The sequence below is a fragment of the Blautia sp. MCC269 genome, assembly GCF_018785655.1.
In the GTDB taxonomy this organism is placed as follows: Bacteria; Bacillota; Clostridia; order Lachnospirales; family Lachnospiraceae; genus Blautia_A.
In genome coordinates, this window is the sequence record NZ_WQQE01000039.1 from 252,149 (window position 1) to 276,868 (window position 24,720).

A 24,720-nucleotide genomic window follows, 5' to 3' on the forward strand; every position below is an offset into this window, starting at 1 on the left:
TTAATGCCTATGAAAACAGAAAACAAAACCAATCACTACATCGATCTACATGCACATCTGGATGGCTGTATTACCGTGGATATTGCAAAAAAACTTGCCGCATTGCAGCAGATCACACTTCCGGCTGCAACAGACGAGGAACTTCTTTCCCTTCTTTCCGTTCCGGATACCTGCGAAAATCTCAATGATTTTCTGAAATGCTTTGACCTGCCTCTTTCCCTTCTTCAGACAGAAGAAGCACTGGAAGAAGCCGTTTATCTTATCCTTTCTGAAATGAGAAAAGACGGTGTGATTTACGCAGAACTTCGTTTTGCACCACAGTTCCATACACAAAAAGGAATGACCCAGGAAACGGCGATCCAGTCTGCATTACGTGGCCTGAAAAAATCTCCGATTCCAGGCAATCTGATCTTATGCTGCATGCGTGGAAGCTCCAATCAGCAGGAAAATATGGAAACTCTGGACTTGGCCCGCAGATATCTCACAGAGGATGGAGGAGTAGTTGCCGTGGATCTTGCAGGTGCAGAAGCACTTTTTCCAACAGAAAGCTATAAGAATCTTTTTGCGAAAGCAAAAGAGTACAACGTTCCATTTACGATCCATGCAGGTGAAGCCGGCGATGCCGAGGATGTCAAAACAGCCATCCGTATGGGAGCATCCAGGATCGGGCATGGAGTGCGTATCGCAGGAAATGAAGAGGTGATCCAACTTGTAAAAAACAACGGGATTTTTCTGGAAATGTGTCCCACAAGCAACCGGCAGACCAGGGCAGTGGAAGATATGTTTTCCTATCCGTTGAAAAATTTTCTGGAACAGGGACTTAAGGTAACACTAAATACAGATGATCCTGCCATTGAAAGAACAACCCTTTCCCATGAGTTTCAGTATATGGATTCCCTGTTAAACCTTACAGAGGAACAGAAAAAACAGTTGCTCCTGAATTCCGTGGAAGCAGCATTTACTTCCGGTAAACGAAAAAGGGAGCTGAAAGAACAGTTTCTCTTTTAAAACGGATAAAAACCTTACGCAGAAGAAAGGACGATCATGGACACCAATTTTGAGCATTATAAAGTATTTTATTACGTAGCCAAATATGGAAATCTCACAAAAGCGGCAGCAGTTTTAAAAACCAGTCAGCCTGCGGTTACAAGAACGATCCACAACCTTGAAAACATCCTGGGCTGCAGATTATTCATACGCAGCAAAAGCGGAATGAAGCTGACACCGGAAGGAAATATTTTTTATGAATATATAGCTGCCGGATGTGCTCAGTTTTTTAAGGGAGAAAACAATCTCAGTAACCTGATCAGCCTGGAAAACGGAACCATCTATATCAGTGCAACTGAAACGGCTCTTCACTGTTATCTGTTTGAGGCGGTCCGGGATTTCAATATCCTGTACCCGAACGTACATTTTAAAATTCTGAATAACAGTACGACAGATTCCGTAAATGCTCTGAAAGAGGGCAAAGTAGACCTGGCTGTTGTGTCGGCAACCTTGCAGGTAACCCCTCCTCTGAAAATGAAGATCGTAAAAAAATACAGGGACATCCTGATCGGTGGAAACAGATTTGAAAAGCTGAAAAACAGGGAACTTTGTGGGGAAAATTGTGCTTAATGAAATTTACGGAAAGAAAAATCTTCCAGGTTCATGAACTCCTGCGGATAACCTCTTTTCAAAATAGCAGAAATATTGTATTATGGTAACAATTCGGGTTTTTATCCGATATTATCGTATGATAAAAAATTCTGTTACGAGGAGGATTTATGTTCGAAACGATCATTGACGCAATCAACACGTTTCTCTACAGCAAATTACTGATTGTAATATTGATTGGTTCCGGCATCTACTTTACTGTCCGGACCAGATTTCCACAGGTACGTTTATTCAAAAACGCCTGCAGCGCTGTAATGGAGAAACCAGAGGGAGACGAAAGTGTATCATCCTTTCAGGCACTGATGGTCTCCACGGCATCTCGTGTAGGGACAGGCAACATTGTAGGAGTATCTTCTGCCATCTGTATCGGTGGTGTGGGCTCCGTATTCTGGATGTGGATCATTGCCATTCTTGGAAGCGCATCAGCTCTGGCAGAGAGCACACTGGCGCAGATATATAAGAAAAAAGGAAAAGACGGCCAGTGCTACGGCGGCCCGGCGTATTACATAGAGGCGGCATTGCACAGCAGAGGACTGGCAGTGGTTTTCTGTATAGCCATGATCCTGACTTACGCGTTTGGATTTAATATGCTGGCCTCCTATAATCTGCAGTCTACATTTTCCGGTCAGCCATTTTATAATGCAGAGATCACGCCATGGATCATTGGAGGAATTCTGGCGCTGGTAACGGGATGGTGTCTGCTGGGTGGCGGTAACAGAATTGTGAAAGTAACTTCTACTTTAGTGCCATTTATGGGCATTGTATATATTCTGATATCCCTGCTGGTAGTGGTACTAAATATCGGACAGCTTCCATCGGTACTGGCACAGATCTTTGAAGAAGCATTTGATTTTAAAGCAATTTTTGCCGGATTTGCCGGATCAGCTATGATGCAGGGAATACGAAGAGGTCTGTATTCCAATGAAGCAGGTATCGGTTCTGCCCCCAATGCAGCGGCGTCTGCAATGGTCAGTCATCCGGTTAAACAGGGACTGGTACAGATGCTGTCTGTGTTTATTGACACATTATTATTGTGCACTGCAACTGCCATGATGTGTCTGGTATCTGGTGTGACACCGGCAAAAGAGCTTCAGGGAGCACCGTGGGTGCAGGCAGCACTTCACAAGACTCTTGGTTCTTTTGGACCATATTTTATTATGATTGCAATGGTATTATTTGCTTTCACTACATTGCTGGGAAATTGCTTCTATTGTGATAATCTGCTGACTTATATCCTTAAAAAGCAGCCGGGTAAGAAATTCATGACGGGATTTCGCCTTGTATCAGCACTGGTGGTGTTTTTGGGAGCGGGAATGGAGATGACATTACTGTGGCACATCTCTGATGTACTGATGGGAGTAATGGCACTGATCAACATTCCGGTGATCCTGCTATTGTCCAACACCTTATTGAAAGCATTAAAGGATTACGAAGGACAGATCCGGCAGAAAAAAAATCCTGTATTCTTCAGTAAAAATATTGATCTGAAGCAAAAAACAGATTACTGGAATTAAAGCACCTGTGAATAGCAGTAAAATGTAATATAACAGTAAAAATAGCAGATAACATACCACTATATTATATGCGGAGGATACCTTGCTGTGTTCTCCGTTTTTTCACATAATTAAAGATAACTATTTCACATAAATTATACTTGAGGTAACACTACTGAAATAAGGAGTGGAAAACTATGATCTACACATGCAAATATAAATCACCGTTAGGAGAAATTTTACTGGCAGCAGATGAAATTGGGCTTACAGGCTTATGGTTTGAAGGACAGAAATACTTTGCGAATACACTCCCGGACGAGAGAATTTTACAGGAAACGGAGATCCTTGCAGAAACAAAAAAATGGCTGGATATCTATTTCTCCGGAGAAAAGCCAACATTTACACCTCCTCTTCATCCTGCGGGATCAACATTCAGACAGGCAGTGTGGCAGATTTTGTTAAAGACTCCTTACGGACAAACAATCACGTACGGAGAAATTGCCAGTAAAATAGCGGAAAGGGAAAATATTTCCCATATGTCCGCTCAGGCTGTTGGAGGTGCAGTTGGACATAATGAAATTTCCATTATCATTCCCTGTCATCGGGTAGTTGGCACAAATGGCAGTCTTACAGGATATGCAGGAGGAATTGATAGAAAAATTTCACTGCTTAAGCTGGAACATGCAGATATGAGCCGTTTCTTTGTACCAAAGAGTAAATTGACAGCAAAGGAGCAAGCATGAAGGGAAACATCATTTACAAAAAAATAATCCCGGCCAGATCTCCGGAATATGCAGAGTTTCCAGAAAGCCTGCATCCGGATATCCGGGATTTTCTGGCCGGACAGAATATAAAGGCTCTCTATACCCACCAGGCAGAAGCTTTTTTCCATGCTATGGATGGAGAAAATGTCGTGATCACTACACCTACTGCCAGTGGTAAATCCCTGTGCTTTTATCTGCCGGTGGTGGAGGAAATCCTGAAAAATCCTGTGACCCGTGCGATCTTTATTTATCCCACGAAAGCTCTGGCAGCTGATCAGTACCGTGCGCTGCTCCCCTGGGTGGAAGCGCTTGGTGAGCATCGTTTATCTGTCGGCGTATATGACGGAGATACACCGCCTGCTGAGCGAAAAAGGATCCGGGAACGTGCCAATATCATCCTTACCAATCCGGATATGTTAAACGGCTCCATGCTTCCAAATCACAGCAAATATGGATTCGACTTTATTTTTTCCAATCTGAAATACATTATTCTGGATGAACTGCATGTATACAGAGGAGCTTTTGGCTCCCATCTGGCCAATGTATTTCGCCGTTTAACCAGAATCTGCAGATATTATCACGCAGATCCTCAGTTTTTATGCAGTTCCGCCACCATTGCCAATCCCTTGGAACTTGCAAAAAAGATCTGCGGAAGATCTTTTATCAATATTGATAAAAGCGGTGCCGGAATGTCAGAACGAACCTATTGCCTGGTTCAGCCAGAAGAAAAGCTGAATAAAGACGGCATTCCCTACGGAAAGGAATCTATCATAAATGTTGCGGCGGACCTTCTTCCTCAGCTGATGGAACGAAAAGAAAGCTTTCTGGCATTTGCCAGATCCAGAAAAAATGTGGAGATCCTGGTGAAAGAAACCAGAGACCATCTGGATGCGGCAGGATTTCTAGGAACAGCCAGAAAAGAAGAAATCTCCGGGTACCGTGGTGGTTACACTCCTCTGGAGAGAAAAAGCATCGAACAGCGTATGATTTCAGGGGAACTTCTTGGCCTTGTGTCCACCAATGCACTGGAACTAGGAATCGATATCGGAAAGATCAGTACGACGGTACTGGCCGGTTATCCGGGAACAAGAGCGTCTTTCTGGCAGCAGACCGGCCGTTCAGGACGAGGAAGTGGAAAATGCACCAATTATCTGATCCTTGCCAACCTTCCCATGGATCAGTATATCGCCCTGGAACCAGAATGGCTTTTTGAACATAGCAGCGAAAATGCCATCGTTGATCCTAACAATCTTCTGATTCAGCTTGCACATATCCGGGCTGCGGCAGCGGAACTTCCGCTAACCCTGGATGATGGTGCATTATTTCCAGACCTTGGGGAGACGATCCCTGTACTTATGAAGGTAGATGAAGTCCGGAATATGGGAGGACGCTTTGCCTGGTCAGGAGGCCTTTATCCTGCAGGAGAATTTTCTCTCCGGAATATTGATCAGAATAAGTATCAGCTCATTAACAAAGAAACTGGAAAAAATATCACGGAGATGGACGAGGAACAGGCTTTTCATGAGATTCATGAAGGTGCCGTTTACATGCACGACGGAGATTTTTACCAGGTTGTAAAAATGAACCTGGAAAGTAAGATTGTGGAAGCTGTGCCCTTTCATGGAAATTATTACACAGTACCTGGAAGCGAGACCAATATCCGCATCATCCACAGACATAAAAAACAGCAGTGGGAGAGAAGTGAATTTTCTTTCGGAGATGTAAATATTGCAGATTTTGTATACATGTATAAAAAAATGCAGTTTCATAATCACCAGAACTTAGGTTTTGAACAGCTCACGAAACCGCTTTCCAAGAACTACGACACAGAAGCTGCCTAGCTCAGACTTCCTGAAAATGTAGTCAGACAGTACCGCAATCTTTTACAGCCGGACAGAAATGGTTATTATGTAAGAAATAACCACTTTGAAGGTCTGATGTTTGCATTGAAAAATGCGGCTCTGATGGTGACAATGACAGAAGATTCTGATCTTGGAGTGGCCATGTCCACCAATGCGCTGGAACTTTCCGGAAGCACTTCTGAGGAGGTTTCTCTCTATTTTTACGATCGTTATGTAGGCGGTCTTGGATTTGCGGAAAAGATCTATGATCTGATCCCAAAGGTGACAGAACAGGCTATCCGCATGGTTTCCGGCTGCAGGTGCAAAAACGGCTGTGCAGTGTGCATCGGAAACGACAGACTTGATCGGAATGTGATCCTGTGGGGGGCTGAAAAATTTATCTGAAGAATCGGAACTGACTGTACAGAAAACGAGAAATACTTCTTATCCGGATGAAAAGAATGCAAAATGGGATCGATCCAGGCAGCGGGAATTCACATTATCTGATCTGAAGGAGAAGTGGGATTTATTCTGCAGTCGGGTTAAAGAAAACAGCAATACATTTGCAGGATTTTTCTCCATGGTATCCGGACTGGAAGTCAAAGACTCCTCTCTGATCCTCTATCTGAGAGATCCGTTTTATGCAGAATGGGCCAATATGCTGGAGAACCGAACAGGAATCTCCAATGTGCTCAATACTTACGTTTTTCTTCCGGGAGATTTCCGCTTTGCGATCCTTACAGATGCAAAGAAGCCGGAAGATACGCTGAAAAGAGAAAAAATGATGCGAAGATATCACACTCTGAAAAAGGATGAAACATATGGAACTGAATGATAATCAGAAAAAAGCTGTTCTGGATGAACATAACGCCTGTCTGGTCCGTGCAAATGTAGGAAGCGGAAAGACAACGGTTCTCATCGAAAAGATCCGTTATCTTCACCAGCAGAAAAAAATCCCCCTGGAAAATATGATCGTTCTGACCTTTACAAATAAAGCAGCCAACGAGATCAGAGAAAGGCTGAAGATCCAAAATATAGAAGAAAACCCCTCGTCTCTTTTCTACGGAACATTCCACGGCATTGCCCTGAAGCTCCTTCAGGAAGTGCTTCCCATAGAAGAACTTGGCTATACAAAAGATTTCCAGGTCTGCCTGCCTGAGGAAGAACTGGAACTTGCCAACCAGCTGATCCGCCAGCATACACTCAAAATCAAATATAAAAACCGTCTTCGAAAAAGACTGGATCAGAAAAACCGGGCGGCCACATCCAGACAGCCCGGATACCAGGACGATTTTCCGAAACTGGTAACTCTCCTTACAGAAGAAAAACGGAAACAGAACAAAATGAGCTACGAAGACCTGCTGCAGAATGCTACGGAACTTCTAAAAGCTCATCCCCATCTTCTTCCACAGCTGAAATGGATCATCATTGATGAAGTACAGGATTGCGATGAGCTGCAGTTTGAGTTAATCCGACAATTAAAGAAACCGGAAGTCGGGCTTTTTGCAGTGGGCGATCCCAATCAGGTGATCTACAGCTGGCGTGGAAGTATGTTCAATATTTTTTATAAATTCCGTGAATTGTATCACGCAGAAGAACTATCCCTTCCTGTAAATTACCGTTCTTCCCAAACGATCCTGGCAGTTTCCAGAAGATTTCAGGAATCCGGTGATTCTCTTACCGGCGTACAGGAAGAAGGAGAAAAAATCTCTGTCAAAAATCACTATGATCCTTTTCAGGAAGCAGAGTATCTGGCAGACAAGATTCGTTCTCTTCACGAAAGCGGTGTCCCCCTCACAGAAATCGCAGTATTTTACAGACTTCAGAGCCAGTCAGAGATCCTCTCAAAGGTTCTGGAAAAACATCAGATCCCATATGAAATCTCTCAGAAGAAAATCATTCAGGATATTCCGGTTCTTGCCTGGTTTCTTCATATACTGCGTTTTTTAAGTAATCATGAGGATCTTACCAGCGGAACTTATGTCCTTTGCGACAAAACTTTCGGGGAAGGATGGACCTCAAAAAAGGCCCGGACAGAGATTCTGAATTTTACACAAGGGAGCGTATTTCTCTCGAAATCCTTACTTTTTCAGGCCATGTGGGAGTATCGGGACACAGGCTCCGACTACATAAATCTGTGGGAACAGCTTTCTCTGGAAAAATATCTCCGACCGTCTTCCAGCGACTATAAAGAAAACCGGAGGCAAATCCTTTCCCTGTTAAAGAAAATGGAATCCTATCACAGTATCAGGGATTTTCTTAATGATCTTGTACTGAATGGCATGGAACCGGAAAAAGATGCGGTTTCCGGAGAATCTGTAAAACTGATGACGCTCCATGCCTCCAAAGGGCTGGAATTCGATCACGTATTTATCATTGGTGTAAATGATGGGCTGATTCCGTTGAACAGCCGTGATGCTTCTACAGAAGAGGAAGAGAGGAGACTGTTTTATGTGGGAATGACAAGAGCAGGGAAATTCCTGGAATTATCTTTTTACATCAATCCCGGAACTGTGCGGGTATTTCCAGGTCCAGGTCGCTACCTTTCCAGTCTTCCGGAAAAATATCTTGCCCATCCGGCAGATGCCACAAGAGATACAAAAGAAGCTGCCCGGCACCTTCAGGACCTGAAAAAGATGATCCTGGAAGAAAAACTCCGAAAATTGGAAACACCGAAGCAACTTGTAGAACATCCCAAATACGGTCGTGGAACCATTATCTCCGAAAACGAAGATACCATTGTGATACAATTTGATGATTACGGCGAAAAAGAAATGCTAAAAGCCTTTTCACAGTTGAAAAAAATTCCAAACAATAATTGACAAATTTTCCGTATAAATATACACTAAAATTATTAAAAAAATAAACACGGGCAAAGCAGCCGAAAGACTGTGGCGCAAAGCTATAGGGCCTGTAAAATGGCAGCCAGTTGTATAATTCAAAAGCACTATAGTTCTCTCTGTCTGAACATGGTGCTTTTTTTATTTTACCCCGTGGAGAGGATCAACATGAACAAAAGAGCAACTGGAGTAATTTGGGGAATACTGCTTATTATTTCAGCTGTATATCCGGTAAGTGCATCTGAAATTTCCAAATCTGAAACGCCCAATTATAAAATCGCATTCTATGCCTTCGACTGTTATCATATGCAGGACGAAAACGGGAAAAGAACCGGCTATGGATATGAAATGATGCAGGATGTATCCAAGTATTTGCAATGTACCTTTTCTTATGTTGGATACGATAAAACAGCTTCTCAATGTGAAGAAATGCTTCGAAACGGGGATGTGGATATTTATACTGCAGCAAAGAAAACACCCCAGCGTGAAGAGGAGTTTGCATTTTCCACTCATCCGGCTATTACTTCGTCTACCTGTATGAATGTAAAAGTTGGAAATAACAGGATCGTACCTGGGGATTATTCTACTTATAATGGTATCCGCATCGGATTTCTGAAACGCCATACATACAATGACTCATTCCTGGATTTTGCCAGAGAAAAGGGCTTTGACTGTAAGAGCATATATTATGAGACACCAACAGAACTGACCAACGCACTGATCAATGATGAGGTAGATGCGTTGGTAAACAGTTATATCCGCATACCGGAAGAATAAGGTATAAGGTGAAAAATATGAGATCGACCGACAATTACAACCGAACAAAGGCCATGCAGGAGTATGCATCCGCTATTTTGCGGGAACTTCCCATGATCGATCGTGTAAAAAACAACGAAGAACTGGATGGCGCAATTTACGAAATGCTGCAACTGCTTGGAAAATGCAGTGGTGCCGATCGAGTATATATTTTTGATAAAAAAGAAAAGAACCGAAAAGAATACTTCTGTCTTCAGTGTGAATGGAAAAATGAGGACGACATATTAGAAAAAGAACAGTTATTTTCAGAAATCGCGGTAGAGGATATTCCACATTGGACAGACGAACTGAAAAAAGGATTGACGATCCAGATTACAGATCGTGAAGAACTTTCTCCTATGGAACAGGAATACAACCTGATGAAGAAACATCACACATATTCCCGCGTCCTCGCACCTATTTTCAGCAGAGACCATTTAAGCGGATTTATCGGAATGGATCATTTTATAAAGGAATCTCAGAACTGTTTATTCATCAGCTTGCGTTCGTAGGTGCTCATCTGAATACAGCCACGGAAAATCTCCGTATGTTTACGCTTCTGGAAAAAAATCTTGAAAGCATGGAAAAAGAGGAGTTTATAGCAATTGATTACCTTGCCACAGATAACAACTGGCATCTTTCCAGGTTTATTGTCCAGTCAAGAACGGAAGATGGAACAGCCAGACAGGTTCTGCTTGTAATCCGCGTGATCAGTGAGGAAAAAAGGCGGGAAAAATATCTCATAGATGATGTACCTTTTATCAGGGAGCAGGAAGTATCAGAGACAACCGCGGAAATTCCGTTCTTCAAACTCAGGCCATCCAGAATCATAAAAACGCTTCTGATCGCAGAAGATAATGACCTGAATTATGAGATTCTGGAAGAACAATTGGAAATGTACGGCATTCACTGTGTCCGGGCAGTAAATGGAAAAGAATGCGTACAGCTTTTTGAGGGGGCTCCATCCGGAACATATGATGCCATTCTCATGGATATGCAGATGCCTGTGATGAATGGTCTTGACGCAGCCAGGGCAATCCGAGCGCTTCCATTCCCGGAAGCAAAACAGATCCCGGTCATCGCATTGACTGCCAATGCCTATCTGGAAGATGCCCAGAAATGTAAAGAAGCAGGAATGAACGACCATATGTCCAAACCTGTACAGATAGAACAGATCATCCGGACTGTGGAGAAATGGATGAAATAACCGATATATCAGATGCCAAATGCGTACGCCCGCTTTACATACAGATCCTTCCATGGTAAAATTTCATGAGAAATAACCGAAACGGAAGGATCTGTATTATTATGAAAAATCTGGAAGAATTAATGACACAGGGAAGGATCAGAAGAGAATCCCGCAGAGATGAATTTGTACGAAAAAGTCTTCTTTCTGATGAATTTCTTGATCTTATTCAGAAAAACAAGAAACCGTTTGATCTTATGATGTCGTATTACCAGTGTGCGATCATGGAGATTGAGACAAAATTCCGTGTACTGGATCAGGAATATTCTCTGGAATACGACAAGAACCCCATCGAAGCCATCAAAAGCCGTGTGAAATCTCCAGAAAGTCTTGCCAAAAAGATCCGGCGCAAGAATATCCCCATGAGTCTTACCTCTATTGAAGAAAATATCAAAGACATCGCCGGTGTTCGGGTGATCTGTTCCTTTCCCGACGATATCTAATATCTATGAACTGGAAGAAAGTTTTCTGAAACAGGATGATATCGTTCTCATAGAGAGAAAAGATTATATCAAAAATCCCAAGCCAAGCGGATACCGGAGTCTTCATCTGATCGTGCAGGTTCCGATGCCATTCAGAGTGCGGAGCTTGACAACCGCATGCAGGAGATACGTAACCAGCTGCTTAACTGAGCTTCCAGCCTTCTGCTTTTTCGCGGATTTTTACAAACTGCTGATACTTTCCTTCCTTACGTATCAGTTCTTCATGTGTACCACATTCAGCGATCTGGCCATCCGCTACAACCAGGATCTGGTCTGCCTGCTCGATCGTGGAAAGGCGGTGTGCGATGGTGATGATGGTTTTCCCTCTGGTAAGTTCTGTTATGGCATTCTGGATCAGATGTTCATTTTCCGGGTCAACACTTGCGGTCGCCTCATCCAGAAATTTCCGGTATTCATCTGCTGAAAATATCCAAGAGAAACTCTTTTCAGTGCATCACCGATAGCCAGCCTGTCTCTGGCGATCAGTTCATAACTGATGGCCTCCTGAAATTTCGCTCTGAGATAATCAAAGAGAAATCGAAAGAAGATCAGCATGCCAACGGTATAGGCAGCTACCATAATGGGCATGGCTGCAAAATATTGGAAAAGAATGAAAATACAAATCCGATATACAGTTTTCCTTTAAATTCCCCGCACCAGTTTATAATACGCCGGATGGTTTTAAACATAAGCGTTTTCCTCCTTTTTGGCAGATGATACCGCCCATTCACGGGCTCCGATATGAGCTTTCCACATATCCAGATATAACGGGCAGGAATCAAGAAGTTCTTCCTGGCTTCCCTGTGCCACAATAGAACCATTTTGCAGCACAACAATATTGTCTGCCTGTCTGATCGTAGAAAGACGGTGTGCAATCACAAGCAGGGTTTTGCCCTTTGTCAGAGCTGCAATACTTTGCTGGATCTTATCTTCGTTTTCGGGATCTGTAAATGCAGTAGCCTCATCTAAGATAACGATGGGAGCATTTTTCAGAATCATCCGTGCAATGGCAATCCGTTGTTTTTCTCCCCCTGAAAGCTGTTTTCCCGCTTCACCGGCCGGAGTATCATAGCCTTTTGGAAGTTTTTGGATAAATTCTTCGCACTGTGCCGCCCTGGCAGCTGCTTTTACCTCATCATCCGTAGCACTTGGGTTTCCCAGCCGGATATTTTCAAGGAGAGAACAGCGGAAGAGAAAATTATCCTGTGAAACAAAGCTTACATATTCTGAGATCTGTGAAAGAGTCATGTTTCTGACATCCACACCGCCAATGGTAATGGAACCATCACTTACGTCCCAGAATCTTGCGATCAGTTTTGCCACGGTTGATTTTCCACCGCCGGAAGGACCTACCAGTGCGGTAAAGCTTCCTTGTGGAAGAGTGAGATCAAGCCCGTGAAGAACTTCTTCTTCGGATTTTCCTGTATAGGAGAACCGTACCTGTTCCAGTTTTACTGCTGTGCCCGTCGGTTCTGTGCGGTGTTCCGGCTCCGGAAGGCTTTCCATGGTGAGCATGGATTCCAGCTCCTCCACGACCAGCTGCATCTGCTTGATTTCATTGGCAAACACTTCCAGTTTTGCAAGGGAACCTACCATGGAAATGGACAGCATTACGGCAAGTGCTGCCTGTGGAGCTGTGATACTGCCTTTTGATGCAAGCGCCAGGCTCACGGGAAGTGTTCCCAGAAGTGTGGACGGAAACAGGGCAAAGGCCAGCTTCATAGTAATCCAGGTGGAAGAGAGCCACTGGATCACAAAGGTTCTGTAGTCTGTAATAGAGCGGGCATATTTCTCATAGGAAATTCCGGCACGGCCAAAAGCTTTTATGACCTCAATTCCTTCTATGTACTCTACGATCATGCTGTTCATCCGTGCATTGGATCGGTTATACGTGTCGAAATTTTTTCCGCTGATCCAGAAAGTGAGTGCCATACATACAAAAGCAGCCGGAAATGTAACAAGAGATGCCAGGGCTATTCTCCAGTCGATCACTGCGAGCGAAACAATACTGATCACCGGGAGCACAATATGTCCTGCACTTTCCGGAACAACATGTGCCAGCGGCGGCTCGATCCCTTCAATCTTGTCGATCATGATATTTTTGATTTCGCCGATGGAATGAGACTGCACTTCTCCGAGGGGTGCATGGAGAAAACGATCTGCAAGTTTCAGGCGCAGACCTTCCAATACATGATAGGCTACCTGATGGGATGCTGCGGTAGAGCCTGCATAGCATAAGATCCGGATGCAGTAGGAGAGCAGTGCCAGTCCGCACCATATAAGAATGGTGTTTGCTGTTACCGTTTCATCTACAAACCGGCATATGATCTCGTACATACAGAAAAAGGGGAGCAGTCCGGCAGTGACACTGATTACGGACAGAACAATGGACTGTCCGAATTTCTTTCGATAACCGCCGGCATACCCGAGAAGAGTCCGCAGCCAGTTTTCTTTCTTTTTTTTCATAAAAGTTATCCTCCTAACGAATGGCATTGCGATATTCCAGAGGGGACATTCCCATGATTTTTCGAAAAGCAATGGCAAATTTACTGGCACTGTCATAACCTACCATACCTGCGATTTCCGCCACACTTTTGCCACGGTCTGTACGCAGAAGTTCCGCTGCCTGGTTCATCCGGTAATCTGTGAGCCAGGCTTTGATGGAAGTACCGTATACGGAGCGGAAACAGTTTTTCATCCCTGTAAGCGGGATCTCAAAGCGATCGGACAGCTCTTCCAGTGTATGGTTCTCTGCCATATGTTCAGTGAGAAATATCTGTATGGATTTTACCTTTTCCACCTGGGTTTTGTAAAAGTAGGGGCGTTCTCCCCTGTTTTTGGGAAGTTCCAGTGCGTCCATGTACAAAAGAAGTTCCAGGATCTTGATTTTAAAATAGGGAATCCGGATCTTTTCAGGAACCTGATACAGTTCTCCGAAAATATGCTCCGCAGCTCCTTTTTCATGGATCACTCCAGGGTACTGCCCGGGGCAGAAATTTTCCTGAAGTTTTTGAAGATCCACCGGAAAATCCCTCACCTCACCGGAAAGTGCCTTTGAAGCGATCTCCATGTCAAAAGCAACGGTCAGGCCATGATAGTGACTGGATGGAAACGTAAACCGACCGGTATGGGTAAGTCTGCGATCCAGCTTGATATCACCGGCTCCTACATAAGCATATCCCTGCGGTTTGTCTGTCCCGTTTTGTTTATTTGGTTCCGTTTGGTCAAAAAGTTATCGTCGATATTTCAGATTCCCTCCTGATTTTTGTTTGTATAAATTAATTTTTTCCAGGAAATTGACAGCATATTAATGGAAAGAGTTTAATAAATTTAATTATTTTTGATATTCAGGGAAATTTATATAATGTGGGCAATGTGGGGATTTCCTATGAGCAAAACGGGAGCAGATCAGGGCACAAAACAGGCTTTGCTATATTCTATTTTTAGATCGATAAGACAGATATTTCCTGTCATGATATCCATATTTTTTTGTATGGGAGTTTTCGTTTTTTCCAATGTCAGTGTTTCTGCAAAAGAGCAGGAAACTGTAAAAGTAGGCTATTATTTTTCTCATAATTTTCAGGAAGGAACCGATGATACCTCGCCAAAAAGCGGCTACGGTTATGAATATCTGCAGAAACTAGCTTCCTACACAGGATGGAAATATGAGTATATTTACGGAGAATGGAATGATCTGTTTGAAAAATTAAAAAATGGAGACATCGATCTGATGGCCGGTGTGGCTTACTCAAAAGACCGTGAAGATCTTATCAGTTACCCGGACGCTGAAATGATCAACGAGACATTCTATATTTACAAGGATGAAAACGACAATTCCATGCAGTGTGGAAATATCAGTTCCTATCATGGGAAAAAGATTGGAACTCTGAAAAATGATCAGCGCATGACCACTTCTCTTGAAAAATGGAAAAAGCCCTTGGTGCGGCAAACCAGGCATCCATCGCCAAAAAAGTATTCCTCCAGAATATGTCTCACGACATCCGCACCCCTATGAATGCAGTACTTGGTTTTACAGATCTTGCGATCCAGGCAGGTAATGATACCGCAAAAATACAGGACTATCTGAAAAAAATCCGGATTTCGGGAAATCATCTTCTTGGAATTGTAAATGAAGTGCTGGAGATCAGTCGGATTGAAAGCGGTCAGACGAAACTGGAGGAAACCGTATGCAGCATCATAGATATTGTCAATGAGACGGATGTTATCATCCGGGAACAGGCGCTGAAAAAGAAACAGGAATTTACCATTGATATCTGGAAGGTCCGGGATCTGTATATATACTGTGACAAACTTCGTGTAAAGGAAATTCTGGTGAATCTTCTTGGCAACGCTGTAAAGTATACTCCGAACGGAGGAAAGATCTCCCTTTGCATAATCCAGACTGCATGGGAACAGGTAGGATACGGCAATTACGAAATCCATGTAAAAGACAACGGTTGTGGTATGAGCCGGGAATTTCTGGAGAAAATTTTTGTACCATTTGAGCGCCAGAACAATTCTACCATCAGCGGCATCCAGGGAACCGGACTTGGAATGACTATCGTCAAAGGTTTTGTAGATGCCGGTTATGGATGGTTATACTGCCGCCAGAAAAATCCGTGCTCTCGAAGATCCGTCCCTCGCCCGTATCCCGATCATCGCCCTTTCCGCCAATGCCTTTGATGAAGACAGAGAAGCTTCCTATGAAGCCGGAATGAATGCCCACCTTGCAAAACCCATCATTGTATCGGAACTGTTGGATACCCTTGGAAAGATCCTGTTTGTGGAAAAGTGAATGATTCAAATCAAAACTGAAAGAACTGTTTGGCATTATCGTGGCAGATATTTTGCACTAGCTGCTTTAAATAGGCAGGATCATTGGGGTACTCACCATTTTCTACCCAGTTTCCAATTTTATTGCAGAGAATTCTGCGGAAATATTCGTGTCTTGGAAAAGAGAGGAAACTTCTTGAGTCTGTGAGCATTCCAACAAAGGTGGAAATGAGTCCTGTATCTGACAGCGTATCCATTTGCTGTTCCATTCCGTTTTTATGATCGCAGAACCACCAGGCACTTCCAAGCTGAATTTTACCGCGGATCTGTTCTTCATTTCCCTGATAATTTCCTGCCATTGTGGAAAGCATGGCAGCATCTTTTGGGTTCAGGTAATATAAAATAGTGCGGGGCAGGTGATTCTTTTGATCCATAGCGTTAAGAAGGCCAGACAGCTGATCTGCATAAGAAAAATCATTCTGGCTGTCACATCCGATATCAACGCCCAGTTTTTCATACATTCTGGAAGAGTTATTTCGGATTGCACCGATATGAAGCTACATGACAAGATTACGCTTTGCATAAAATTCTCCAAGCCTGGTAAGCAGATAGCCTCTGTACATTGCACCTTCATCTTCTGTTATGGCTTTTTTGTTTAATGCACGAATATAAATCTGTTCAATTTGCTCTTTTGAAGCCGGAAGAAAGAATTTCTTTTCCAGGCTGTGATCGGTGACACGGCAGCCGCATTTTATAAAGAAATCCAATCGCTTTTCCAGTGCATTCAAAAGGCCCGAAAGGCTGGAGGTAACAATGCCTGTAATCTCTTTTAACAGAGATATGTAGTCAGAAAATCCTCTCTTTTCAATGTCGAGTGCATTTCCAGGACGGAAAGAGGGCAGTACCAGAAATCCAATCTGTTCTTTTTCTTTTGCCAATTTCTGATGCCATTCCGAAGCCATCCGGCAAATACAAGAGGGATCATTTTCAGGTCTGATGTTTGCAGAGTAGAAGATTTCTCGTAGGCTTTGATAGTTTCCCCGTAACGAATAGAAAGCTTTTGGGAAGTATCTGTAGCAATTCGCTGCGGCGTGTCAGGCATAAAAGGATTTGGAATGCGGATACCAAGCACAGTATCCAGAAATTCTTTTGGATTCAGGATTCCTGGATCCATAACAACAGGAAGGCCCTCCTGATATCCCAGTCTTTCCACTAAAGTTTTAAGTGTGGAATCCTTCATTTCCTCGGCAATCAGTTTGTAGTCAAGCAGGCATCCAAAAACAGCAAGTGCGGTATGGAGAGGATTCAGACAGGTACATACTTTCATTCGTTCTACCTTATCTACAGTTTCGCGGTCTGTGAAAATAAACCCGCTTTTTTCTAATGCAGGGCGGCCGTTTGGAAAGACATCTTCGATTACAAGATACTCACATTCTTCTGAGTTGACAAAAGGTGCAACATAAGTATGTTTGCCGGTAATGACCGGATCAAGATCCTGTACACCATCTTTCTTTAAAAGTTCCTCCACAGAGGTATTGGGACGAGGCGTGATCTTGTCAATCATTGTCCATGGGAACGATACTTTATTTGAAGTTACATAAGTTAAGAATTCAGGCTCAACAAGATTGTTTTCCACCCATTTTTCCGCAAATGCAGTGATTGCTGTTTTCAGTTTGTCTCCATTGTGCGAACAGTTATCCATACTGACCATAGCAATTGGGAGACCGCCTTTTGTAAAACGATGGTATAAAAGAGCGGCTACTTTTCCCATGCAGCTGACCGGAGTTTTTGGACCGCCGGTAAAATCTGCCAAAACATCTGGAAGAGGAAGTCCCTGGCTGTCATTTAAGGAATATCCTTTTTCGGTAATGGTAAAAGAAGCAAGCTGCAGGGATCCATTTCCGAAAATTTCTTTTAATCGGTTGTAGGATGCTCTGTCATAGAGTCCATACCCGGGCATTGCAACTTCATCCCAGATCATGCGGCCGTGATCCGGACGAATTGGGCCCTGGAAATCAATATCATAGAGAGCTTTCATGATTTCATACATATCAAAGGATCCATCGCTGGAAAGATGTGCAGCTTCTTCAAAATCTGACGGAGAATTAAATTTCAGATTACGCACATGAGCAAAGTGGATTCTTCCTTTTAATGAGCGGATCATATCAGGAAGATCATTTTCTAGATTTGTTCCGTAAGAACCGGAACAGAAGGTAACTCCATTGTGTGGATTATCCACCATTTTCATCATGCGGAGAATGTTTTTCTTGTTAATGATGATTCGTGGAAGACCAAACACACTCCATGCCGGATCATCCGGATGAATGGCCATATTGATGTCATATTTGTCGCAGACTGGCATGATGCGTTCGAGAAAATATTTTAGATTTGCAAAAAGCTTCTCATCATCAACATCTTTGTACATTTCAAAAAGTTCTTTGATATGTGCCATACGTTCCGGTTCCCATCCTGGCATGATAGATCCGTTTGTGTCGGAAGCAATTGAATGGAACATGTCTTCCGGATTTAATGCATCAACAGCAGCCTGAGTATAGGCAAGGACGGTAGAACCGTCAGGACGTTTTCTTGCAAGCTCCGTTCGCGTCCAGTCGAAAACCGGCATGAAATTATAGCATACGAGATGAATATCTTCTTTTCCCAGATTTTCAAGTGTTTCGATATAGTTGTTAATATAGAGGTCACGGTCTTTATTTCCGATTTTGATCGCATCGTGAACATTGACGCTTTCAATTCCGGATACATGCAGCCCGTTTGCTTCTACCTCTTCTTTCATTGCGTGGATACGTTCCCTGCTCCAGACTTCTCCCGGAGCCGTATCGTACAAGGTTGTGATCACTCCGGTTACTCCGGGAATCTGTCGAATTTGTTTTAAGGTTACCGTATCAAAACTTGAGCCATACCATCTCAATGTCATTTCCATAGTATTTAAGATCCTTTCTTTTTGTGAATGTTGTTTTTTGTTAATTTTATTATAAGAAAATATATGGAAAATACGATTGGCAGAATTGTTGTATACATTGCCAAAGTTGCGGTAAAATGATATGCTGATTTTATTGGATAGGAACGATATTTCGGTGGTTCGGAGGCGGAAGATGAGAAAGAAGTTAAACACCCAATTTAATACAAGGCAGTATATGGTTTCAAGAGACTTCGAAATTTATTATTATAAAGATCAGCATATGAAAAAGGTTGCCAACCATATCCATGATTACTATGAGATTTATTTTTTTCTGGAGGGTGATGTATCTCTTGAGATAGAGAAAAAAGAATATCCGCTGCAATACGGAGACGTGGCGGTAGTGCCTCCTGGTCTGGAGCATCATGCAGTCATTCACGATGAAAGCGTGCCCTATAAAAGGTTTGTATTCTGGATTACGGTTGACTATCTGAACCGCTTGATGGAAGATGCTAGGGAGTATGGCTATTTGATACAGCTGGTGCAGACAAAAGGAGAATATATTTTCCATCACGACAGAATCGCTTTTAATACGATTCAGACAAAAGTATTTCATTTGCTGGAGGAAATTTATTCCAATCGTTTTGGAAAAGCGGCGAAGGTTTCCCTGTGCGTCAGCGATCTGCTTCTTCATTTAAACCGGACTGTATATAATGAAAGACATGAGCGTAGTGTTCAGGAGGAACAGCAGCTGTCAGAAAGATTGATAGACTATATTGAAGAGCATCTGGAAGAAGAATTGTCTCTGGACAGGATGGTAGCAGAATTTTTTGTCAGTAAATATCATATTGCCCATTTTTTAAGGATCATATTGGAATGTCAGTTCATCAGTATGTGCAGAAAAAGAGACTGGAGGCATGCAGAGAGGCAATCCGGAATAACATGAAAATCAGCGAAGCTTATCTGCTGTTTGGCTTCAAAGATTATTCCGGATTCTATAAAGCATTCCGCAAAGAATACGGAATGTCCCCGAAAGAATGGCAGGAGACGGTTATGAATATACCGGAATTTTAATGGAAGTGCAGTCGTTTCAGATCCATACATTATATCCATGTACATAATGCATGGATGAGTATCGATCTAATCACAGGAATCATCAAAGAGAAATGAAACGGTAATTGTACCAGGAAAGGAATAAGGATGAACAGAGAGGAAGCAAGAAAAAAAGCGGAAGCGTTAGTTGCCAGAATGACGGTAGAAGAAAAAGCAGGGCAGCTGAAGTTTGATGCACCGTCAATTGAACGCCTTGGAATTCCCGCTTATAACTGGTGGAATGAGGCTCTTCACGGAGTGGCCCGGGCCGGAACTGCTACTGTTTTCCCGCAGGCGATCGCACTGGCTGCAATGTTTGATGATAAAAAACTAAAAGAAATTGCAGATGTAATCGCAGAAGAAGGAAGAGCAAAGTATCATGCATTTTCCAGGGAAGGGGACAGGGATATTTACAAAGGCCTTACGTTCTGGTCTCCCAATGTCAATATTTTCAGGGATCCTCGATGGGGAAGAGGACATGAAACTTATGGAGAGGATCCTTATCTGACTTCAAGACTTGGGGTCGCATTTGTAAAAGGACTTCAGGGCGATGGGGATACAATGAAGGCAGCAGCCTGTGCAAAGCATTTTGCAGCACATTCCGGACCAGAAGCACTCCGACACGAATTTGATGCGAAGGCTTCTCCAAAAGATTTGTATGAAACTTATCTTCCAGCTTTTGAAGCCCTTGTGAAGGAAGCGGACGTTGAAGCTGTAATGGGAGCTTATAACCGGACAAATGGCGAACCATGCTGTGGAAGTAAAACATTGCTGAAAGATATATTAAGAGATGACTGGGGATTCAAAGGACATGTTGTATCAGACTGCTGGGCAGTCCGGGATTTCCATTTGAACCACAAAGTGACGGAAGGGCCAAAAGAATCTGTAAAAATGGCGCTGGATGCGGGCTGTGACCTAAACTGCGGATGCACGTATGCTTATATAATGGCTGCGCTGAAGAAGGGACTGATCACGGAAGAGCAGATTACCAGATCCTGTGTCAGACTGTATACAACGCGGTTTCTATTAGGATTATTTGATGGAAGTGAATATGACAGTATTCCTTATGAAGTTGTGGAGTGTGAGGGACATAGAAAACTTGCGGTCACAGCGGCAGAGAAAGGAATCGTTCTTTTAAAGAATGATGGAATCCTTCCTTTAGATAAAAGCAGAATAAAGACAATTGGTGTAATAGGACCAAATGCAAACAGCAGAAGAGTGCTTTCTGGAAATTATCACGGAACTTCCTCACATTATGTAACTGTTTTGGATGGAATCCAAAAGGAGGCGGGAGAAACCTGCAGAGTTCTGTATTCAGAAGGCTGCCATCTGTATAAGGATAAAACCGAGTCTCTGGCATGGCCGGATGACCGGATCTCAGAAGCGATAATTACTGCAAAACACAGTGATCTTGTTATTCTTGTGCTCGGTCTGGATGAAACCGTTGAGGGGGAAGAACCGGATGAGGGAAATGCTGGTCAGGCGGGAGACAAAGAATCTCTAGAGTTTCCTCTTTGCCAGCAGAAGCTTCTGGAAGCGGTTGCAGCAGCTGGAAAACCAGTTGTCACCGTATTAATGTCAGGAAGTGCAATGGATCTTCGTTATGCAGATCAACATACAAATGCAGTTCTTGAAGCCTGGTATCCGGGTGCTGAAGGCGGAACAGCACTGGCAGACATATTATTTGGCAAGGTGTCCCCAAGCGGAAAGCTTCCAGTTACATTCTATTATGATACCGATGATCTTCCGGAGTTTACCGATTATTCCATGGAAAACAGAACTTACCGGTATATGAAGAAGGAAGCATTATATCCCTTCGGATTTGGGCTTACCTACGGAGATGTATTTGCAGAAGCTGCGGAATTTACGGAAAAGCCACAGAAACATAAGAATTTAAAATTAAAATGTACTGTAAAAAATGAAGGTCTGGCAGACACCGACGATGTAGTGCAGGTTTATATCAAGGACTGGAAATCAAAATATGCGGTAAGAAATTATCACCTCTGTGCATTCAAACGAGTACATCTGAATGCCGGAGAAAAAGAAACTTTTGAAATAGAAATTGATAAAGATGCATTGCAGATTGTGGATGAAGAAGGAAAAAGGTATATAGACAGTGATGAATTTTCTGTTTATATTGGAACTTCCCAGCCGGATCGCCGAAGTGAAAGGCTATTAAAAAGAAAGCCTTTAGAACTTCGATTCAATATAGAATGATCTGAGTCTTTGATAAAATAAGCCGAAAACAATTTTAATAAAATTTTCTCATCACAGTATCTTGAACCTCCTGCCCGGATATGTTAAACTTAATAAGTTTTAAAAATGCAACTAACTACTATCTGGCCATGTTTATACACAGATCTAAAAAGCAATTTTCACTGTGGCACAAACATGGTCAGATTTAAGATAAAACGGTGTTACACCGTATAGAATAGGAGATTTAGACAGAATGGCATTGAGTCCAAAAATGTGGTAGTGAAATTTCAGTATCTACGGAAACTCGCATAAATACAGGAAATATGCGGTTTAACGACTCATGAACTTCTATCAGTAAATGGTACTCAGTGGTAAGGAATACGCTCAAGTAGTAACAAAAACTGGGTAAAAATGTGGTCATAAAACAACCTAGACATTTTTTTCTGATGATTGCATGGCACTGGGAAACGAATTTGCAATTATCTATTTTTTTAGGAAGATAAGCGGGAATCCTCGGTAATTCAATTGCCGAGATGAAAGCGTAAACTGTGCATATCTGCACATTATAAGTAAAATATATTTATTTTTTTACTAAAAAATGCTGTATCCAGCTTTATTAAAAAAGAAAATATGTTCGGCATTTTATTGTGATATTCTTAATACTATGCTATACTATATGTATGAAGGAGAATCTTATACATTACCGCACTTGTGTGTGCAATATTAATTACCATATGGTATGGTCAGTGAAATACCGGCGGAAGATATTGAATGCGGAGATTGAAGCATATCTTCAGGAGCTGGTGCAGGAGATCGCAGCGGATAAAGGTTTTACCGTCCATTTGTTTGAATGCGGGGAAGGAGACCATGTGCACTGTTTTGTGTCTGCTCCTCCCAAATTATCCATAACTGCGATCGTGAAATATCTGAAAGGGATCACCGGCAGGAAATTATTCGAACGTTTTCCGGAAATAAGAGAACAGCTTTGGAAAGGAGAGCTGTGGAACCATTCCTATTATGTGGAAACGGTCGGGTCTGTGTCGGAAGAAAATATCCGCAGATATATTGAGCATCAGAGTAAAGCTTATTGAGATCATAGAGGTGGGAAATGCTGCTGTCAAAGAAAACATCCATAAAGGTCAGTCAGGAATATGCAAACGTCATCGGACATATGTGTTATGCGGCATCCAAGCTCTGGAATGTCTGTAATTACGAACGTCAGCATTACAAAGAAATGGGAATGGAGAAATACCCGGACTGGTATTATCAGAAAAAATCCCATAGAGAGGATCTGTGGTATAAACAGCTTCCATCTCAGACAGCCCAGGAAGTCTGCAAGCTGCTGGATAAAGCATGGAAATCTTTTTACGCCTTGAAAAGATCCGGAGGGATTGAGAATCCCAGACCACCGCGGTTTAAACAGGAAAGTATCCCCATTACCTATATGCAGATGGGAATTGTACATGAATGGGACACAGAAAAAGTCCGTCTGTCCCTTCCAAAAGCATTAAAAAGATATATGGAAGAAACGTATCAGATCCATGAGAACTTTCTTTATCTTGAAAATAAGATTTTCAGGGGCATGGATCAGATCAAACAGTTGCGGATCTACCCACCGGAAAAAGGTGAATGTAAAGTTATTGTTGTTTATGAGATTTCAGAGAGGGAAGAACTTTCGCAGAATGGACACTATCTGTCAGTTGATCTGGGACTTCATAATCTTATGACATGCTATGATTCCGGGAATGGGAATACATTTATCCTGGGCAGAAGATATCTTGCATTGGAAAGATATTTTCATAAAGAGATTGCAAGGGTGCAGGCACAATGGTATGGACAGCAGTCTGTGAAGGGAATAAAACATCCAGTCACATCAAAACATATTCGCAGATTATATCAGAAAAAGCAGAACTCGGTAACGGATTATCTACACAAGATCACAAGATACTTTGCAAAATACTGCCGTGAACAGGGAATTACCTGTGTTGTGGCAGGGGATATCCGGAATATCCGGAAAGGAAAAGACCTGGGACACAGAACAAACCAGAAGTTCCACAATCTGCCGTATAACAGGCTCTATAGCATGATGGAATATAAGCTTAAGATGTACGGGATCCGTTTTGTAAGACAGGAAGAAAGCTATACCAGCCAGTGCAGTCCGCTGTCACCAGAGGTGGAAAAAAGATATGCACAGCCATGCAACCGAAAACAAAGGGGACTGTACAGGGACAGAAACCGGAAGTATAACGCAGATGCTGTAGGTGCATATAACATCCTGAGAAAATATCTCTCCGTATCCGGAGAGAAAAAGGAACTGTCCGTAACCGGACTAAAAACGCCAGAAATAATAAAAGTAGCTGTATAGCTCTAAAGAGCAAACAGTAGTGGTGTCATGGACGCACCCTGAAAAGGCGGTATCCCGCCTTAATTCAGATGCTCTGGTAACTCAGTTGCCGAGTAGTTCACTAGTAAATGATTAAAATTAATATAGACTATTGGAGAAATCTTTTATGATGTAAGCAAGGAGATACTGTTTATATTATAAAACTATAAATGAGCAAATATCGAATTTTGCACAAACTTATCCCACAAACTTAAAAGCTTCTTCGAATGAGGCGCTGCTTT

23 protein-coding genes, 4 pseudogenes and 1 riboswitch are annotated in these 24,720 nt (G+C 42.6%); of the genes and pseudogenes, 20 read left to right on the forward strand and 7 right to left on the reverse strand.

Features of this window, described 5'->3' with window-relative positions; translation table 11 throughout:
* Window positions 1–9 precede the first annotated feature (9 nt).
* The 12 genes and pseudogenes from add to GPK88_RS18930 form a co-directional block, all read left to right on the forward strand.
* Window positions 10–1,008 (forward strand): adenosine deaminase, encoded by a 999-nt coding sequence (add, locus tag GPK88_RS14120; RefSeq protein ID WP_243278989.1) that lies wholly within the window; start codon window positions 10–12, stop codon window positions 1,006–1,008.
* A gap of 36 nt (window positions 1,009–1,044) precedes the next feature.
* Complete coding sequence (locus GPK88_RS14125; protein ID WP_243278988.1) at window positions 1,045–1,617, forward strand: LysR family transcriptional regulator; 573 nt, start codon at window positions 1,045–1,047, stop codon at window positions 1,615–1,617.
* Window positions 1,618–1,766: 149 nt separating this feature from the next.
* The gene (locus GPK88_RS14130) at window positions 1,767–3,170 is read left to right on the forward strand and encodes an alanine/glycine:cation symporter family protein (RefSeq protein ID WP_215707957.1); all 1,404 of its coding nucleotides are present in this window, start codon (window positions 1,767–1,769) and stop codon (window positions 3,168–3,170) included.
* A 176-nt stretch (window positions 3,171–3,346) separates the two neighbouring features.
* Window positions 3,347–3,892, forward strand: a complete 546-nt coding sequence (locus GPK88_RS14135) for a methylated-DNA--[protein]-cysteine S-methyltransferase (RefSeq protein ID WP_173761665.1) — start codon at window positions 3,347–3,349, stop codon at window positions 3,890–3,892.
* Window positions 3,889–5,754 (forward strand): DEAD/DEAH box helicase, encoded by a 1,866-nt coding sequence (locus GPK88_RS14140; protein ID WP_244094389.1) that lies wholly within the window; start codon window positions 3,889–3,891, stop codon window positions 5,752–5,754. Before GPK88_RS14135 ends, GPK88_RS14140 begins: the two co-directional genes overlap by 4 nt.
* A gap of 96 nt (window positions 5,755–5,850) precedes the next feature.
* Complete coding sequence (locus GPK88_RS18920) at window positions 5,851–6,159, forward strand: Zn-binding domain-containing protein (protein ID WP_244094519.1); 309 nt, start codon at window positions 5,851–5,853, stop codon at window positions 6,157–6,159.
* A 175-nt stretch (window positions 6,160–6,334) separates the two neighbouring features.
* Window positions 6,335–6,589 carry a hypothetical protein gene (locus GPK88_RS18925; protein ID WP_244094387.1) on the forward strand — a complete coding sequence of 85 codons (255 nt, stop codon included), beginning with the start codon at window positions 6,335–6,337 and terminating at the stop codon, window positions 6,587–6,589.
* Window positions 6,576–8,576, forward strand: a complete 2,001-nt coding sequence (locus GPK88_RS14145) for an ATP-dependent helicase (RefSeq protein ID WP_244094386.1) — start codon at window positions 6,576–6,578, stop codon at window positions 8,574–8,576. Before GPK88_RS18925 ends, GPK88_RS14145 begins: the two co-directional genes overlap by 14 nt.
* A gap of 39 nt (window positions 8,577–8,615) precedes the next feature.
* Window positions 8,616–8,691: riboswitch (cyclic di-GMP riboswitch) on the forward strand.
* Between the two features lie 71 nt (window positions 8,692–8,762).
* Window positions 8,763–9,371: a substrate-binding periplasmic protein gene (locus tag GPK88_RS14150; protein WP_173761663.1), complete on the forward strand. Its 609-nt coding sequence runs from the start codon at window positions 8,763–8,765 to the stop codon at window positions 9,369–9,371.
* A 17-nt stretch (window positions 9,372–9,388) separates the two neighbouring features.
* Window positions 9,389–9,901, forward strand: coding sequence for a hypothetical protein (locus GPK88_RS14155; RefSeq protein WP_148447813.1), 513 nt, complete (start codon window positions 9,389–9,391; stop codon window positions 9,899–9,901).
* 68 nt (window positions 9,902–9,969) lie between these two features.
* Window positions 9,970–10,596, forward strand: a complete 627-nt coding sequence (locus GPK88_RS14160) for a response regulator (protein ID WP_215707958.1) — start codon at window positions 9,970–9,972, stop codon at window positions 10,594–10,596.
* 122 nt (window positions 10,597–10,718) lie between these two features.
* Window positions 10,719–11,205 (forward strand): annotated as a pseudogene (locus GPK88_RS18930) (GTP pyrophosphokinase); the annotation flags it as partial.
* A 54-nt stretch (window positions 11,206–11,259) separates the two neighbouring features.
* Here GPK88_RS18930 and GPK88_RS18935 read toward each other — a convergent pair.
* From GPK88_RS18935 to GPK88_RS14180, 4 genes and pseudogenes are all read right to left on the reverse strand, one after another.
* Window positions 11,260–11,517 (reverse strand): annotated as a pseudogene (locus GPK88_RS18935) (ABC transporter ATP-binding protein); the annotation flags it as partial.
* Window positions 11,472–11,705, reverse strand: a complete 234-nt coding sequence (locus GPK88_RS18940) for a hypothetical protein (RefSeq protein ID WP_252197778.1) — start codon at window positions 11,703–11,705, stop codon at window positions 11,472–11,474. The pseudogene GPK88_RS18935 and the gene GPK88_RS18940, both read right to left, overlap by 46 nt.
* A 93-nt stretch (window positions 11,706–11,798) precedes the next feature.
* Window positions 11,799–13,583 carry an ABC transporter ATP-binding protein gene (locus GPK88_RS14175; protein WP_173761661.1) on the reverse strand — a complete coding sequence of 595 codons (1,785 nt, stop codon included), beginning with the start codon at window positions 13,581–13,583 and terminating at the stop codon, window positions 11,799–11,801.
* Between the two features lie 13 nt (window positions 13,584–13,596).
* Window positions 13,597–14,187 (reverse strand): helix-turn-helix transcriptional regulator, encoded by a 591-nt coding sequence (locus tag GPK88_RS14180; RefSeq protein WP_244094385.1) that lies wholly within the window; start codon window positions 14,185–14,187, stop codon window positions 13,597–13,599.
* Window positions 14,188–14,610: 423 nt separating this feature from the next.
* Here GPK88_RS14180 and GPK88_RS14185 point away from each other — a divergent pair, with 423 nt between their 5' ends.
* From GPK88_RS14185 to GPK88_RS19785, 3 genes are read left to right on the forward strand one after another with little or no spacing between them, the layout of a single operon-like run.
* Window positions 14,611–15,132 (forward strand): transporter substrate-binding domain-containing protein, encoded by a 522-nt coding sequence (locus GPK88_RS14185; protein ID WP_173761660.1) that lies wholly within the window; start codon window positions 14,611–14,613, stop codon window positions 15,130–15,132.
* Window positions 15,042–15,800 (forward strand): sensor histidine kinase, encoded by a 759-nt coding sequence (locus tag GPK88_RS14190; protein ID WP_148447804.1) that lies wholly within the window; start codon window positions 15,042–15,044, stop codon window positions 15,798–15,800. The genes GPK88_RS14185 and GPK88_RS14190 overlap by 91 nt, the downstream gene beginning before the upstream one ends.
* A complete protein-coding gene (locus GPK88_RS19785) occupies window positions 15,706–15,912 on the forward strand; it encodes a response regulator (RefSeq protein ID WP_173761659.1) in 207 nt (68 codons plus the stop codon). Before GPK88_RS14190 ends, GPK88_RS19785 begins: the two co-directional genes overlap by 95 nt.
* 10 nt (window positions 15,913–15,922) lie before the next feature.
* Here the strand turns inward: GPK88_RS19785 and GPK88_RS18945 are convergent.
* From GPK88_RS18945 to uxuA, 3 genes and pseudogenes are all read right to left on the reverse strand, one after another.
* Window positions 15,923–16,828: pseudogene (locus GPK88_RS18945) on the reverse strand (glucuronate isomerase).
* Complete coding sequence (locus GPK88_RS19625) at window positions 16,720–17,799, reverse strand: mannitol dehydrogenase family protein (protein WP_442860234.1); 1,080 nt, start codon at window positions 17,797–17,799, stop codon at window positions 16,720–16,722. Before GPK88_RS19625 ends, GPK88_RS18945 begins: the two are co-directional and overlap by 109 nt.
* A gap of 21 nt (window positions 17,800–17,820) precedes the next feature.
* A pseudogene (gene uxuA / locus GPK88_RS19630) lies at window positions 17,821–18,831 on the reverse strand (mannonate dehydratase); the annotation flags it as partial.
* A 172-nt stretch (window positions 18,832–19,003) separates the two neighbouring features.
* Between uxuA and GPK88_RS14210 the strand changes: the two are divergent.
* From GPK88_RS14210 to GPK88_RS14225, 5 genes are all read left to right on the forward strand, one after another.
* The gene (locus GPK88_RS14210; protein ID WP_330384969.1) at window positions 19,004–19,753 is read left to right on the forward strand and encodes an AraC family ligand binding domain-containing protein; all 750 of its coding nucleotides are present in this window, start codon (window positions 19,004–19,006) and stop codon (window positions 19,751–19,753) included.
* A complete protein-coding gene (locus GPK88_RS19405; protein ID WP_330385188.1) occupies window positions 19,684–19,881 on the forward strand; it encodes a helix-turn-helix domain-containing protein in 198 nt (65 codons plus the stop codon). Before GPK88_RS14210 ends, GPK88_RS19405 begins: the two co-directional genes overlap by 70 nt.
* Window positions 19,882–20,007: 126 nt before the next feature.
* A complete protein-coding gene (locus tag GPK88_RS14215) occupies window positions 20,008–22,116 on the forward strand; it encodes a glycoside hydrolase family 3 C-terminal domain-containing protein (protein WP_215707959.1) in 2,109 nt (702 codons plus the stop codon).
* 659 nt (window positions 22,117–22,775) lie between these two features.
* Window positions 22,776–23,186 (forward strand): IS200/IS605 family transposase, encoded by a 411-nt coding sequence (tnpA, locus tag GPK88_RS14220; protein ID WP_202030833.1) that lies wholly within the window; start codon window positions 22,776–22,778, stop codon window positions 23,184–23,186.
* Window positions 23,187–23,203: 17 nt separating this feature from the next.
* Complete coding sequence (locus GPK88_RS14225; protein WP_243003898.1) at window positions 23,204–24,460, forward strand: RNA-guided endonuclease InsQ/TnpB family protein; 1,257 nt, start codon at window positions 23,204–23,206, stop codon at window positions 24,458–24,460.
* Window positions 24,461–24,720 lie beyond the last annotated feature (260 nt).

Bases quoted from the DNA above. Each gene is read 5' to 3' on its own strand.
- GPK88_RS14140 (WP_244094389.1), top strand. From the start codon at position 3,889: ATGAAGGGAAACATCATTTACAAAAAAATAATCCCGGCCAGATCTCCG.
- GPK88_RS14210 (WP_330384969.1), top strand. From the start codon at position 19,004: ATGAGAAAGAAGTTAAACACCCAATTTAATACAAGGCAGTATATGGTT.
- GPK88_RS14145 (WP_244094386.1), top strand. From the start codon at position 6,576: ATGGAACTGAATGATAATCAGAAAAAAGCTGTTCTGGATGAACATAAC.
- GPK88_RS14135 (WP_173761665.1), top strand. From the start codon at position 3,347: ATGATCTACACATGCAAATATAAATCACCGTTAGGAGAAATTTTACTG.
- GPK88_RS14185 (WP_173761660.1), top strand. From the start codon at position 14,611: ATGGGAGTTTTCGTTTTTTCCAATGTCAGTGTTTCTGCAAAAGAGCAG.
- GPK88_RS19405 (WP_330385188.1), top strand. From the start codon at position 19,684: ATGTCAGTTCATCAGTATGTGCAGAAAAAGAGACTGGAGGCATGCAGA.
- GPK88_RS14150 (WP_173761663.1), top strand. From the start codon at position 8,763: ATGAACAAAAGAGCAACTGGAGTAATTTGGGGAATACTGCTTATTATT.
- GPK88_RS14190 (WP_148447804.1), top strand. From the start codon at position 15,042: ATGGAAAAAGCCCTTGGTGCGGCAAACCAGGCATCCATCGCCAAAAAA.
- GPK88_RS14215 (WP_215707959.1), top strand. From the start codon at position 20,008: ATGAACAGAGAGGAAGCAAGAAAAAAAGCGGAAGCGTTAGTTGCCAGA.
- GPK88_RS18925 (WP_244094387.1), top strand. From the start codon at position 6,335: ATGGTATCCGGACTGGAAGTCAAAGACTCCTCTCTGATCCTCTATCTG.
- add (WP_243278989.1), top strand. From the start codon at position 10: ATGAAAACAGAAAACAAAACCAATCACTACATCGATCTACATGCACAT.
- GPK88_RS14125 (WP_243278988.1), top strand. From the start codon at position 1,045: ATGGACACCAATTTTGAGCATTATAAAGTATTTTATTACGTAGCCAAA.
- GPK88_RS14175 (WP_173761661.1), bottom strand. From the start codon at position 13,583: ATGAAAAAAAAGAAAGAAAACTGGCTGCGGACTCTTCTCGGGTATGCC.
- tnpA (WP_202030833.1), top strand. From the start codon at position 22,776: ATGAAGGAGAATCTTATACATTACCGCACTTGTGTGTGCAATATTAAT.
- GPK88_RS14180 (WP_244094385.1), bottom strand. From the start codon at position 14,187: ATGGAGATCGCTTCAAAGGCACTTTCCGGTGAGGTGAGGGATTTTCCG.
- GPK88_RS18920 (WP_244094519.1), top strand. From the start codon at position 5,851: ATGTTTGCATTGAAAAATGCGGCTCTGATGGTGACAATGACAGAAGAT.
- GPK88_RS19785 (WP_173761659.1), top strand. From the start codon at position 15,706: ATGGATGGTTATACTGCCGCCAGAAAAATCCGTGCTCTCGAAGATCCG.
- GPK88_RS14160 (WP_215707958.1), top strand. From the start codon at position 9,970: ATGGAAAAAGAGGAGTTTATAGCAATTGATTACCTTGCCACAGATAAC.
- GPK88_RS18940 (WP_252197778.1), bottom strand. From the start codon at position 11,705: ATGCCCATTATGGTAGCTGCCTATACCGTTGGCATGCTGATCTTCTTT.
- GPK88_RS14155 (WP_148447813.1), top strand. From the start codon at position 9,389: ATGAGATCGACCGACAATTACAACCGAACAAAGGCCATGCAGGAGTAT.
- GPK88_RS14130 (WP_215707957.1), top strand. From the start codon at position 1,767: ATGTTCGAAACGATCATTGACGCAATCAACACGTTTCTCTACAGCAAA.
- GPK88_RS14225 (WP_243003898.1), top strand. From the start codon at position 23,204: ATGCTGCTGTCAAAGAAAACATCCATAAAGGTCAGTCAGGAATATGCA.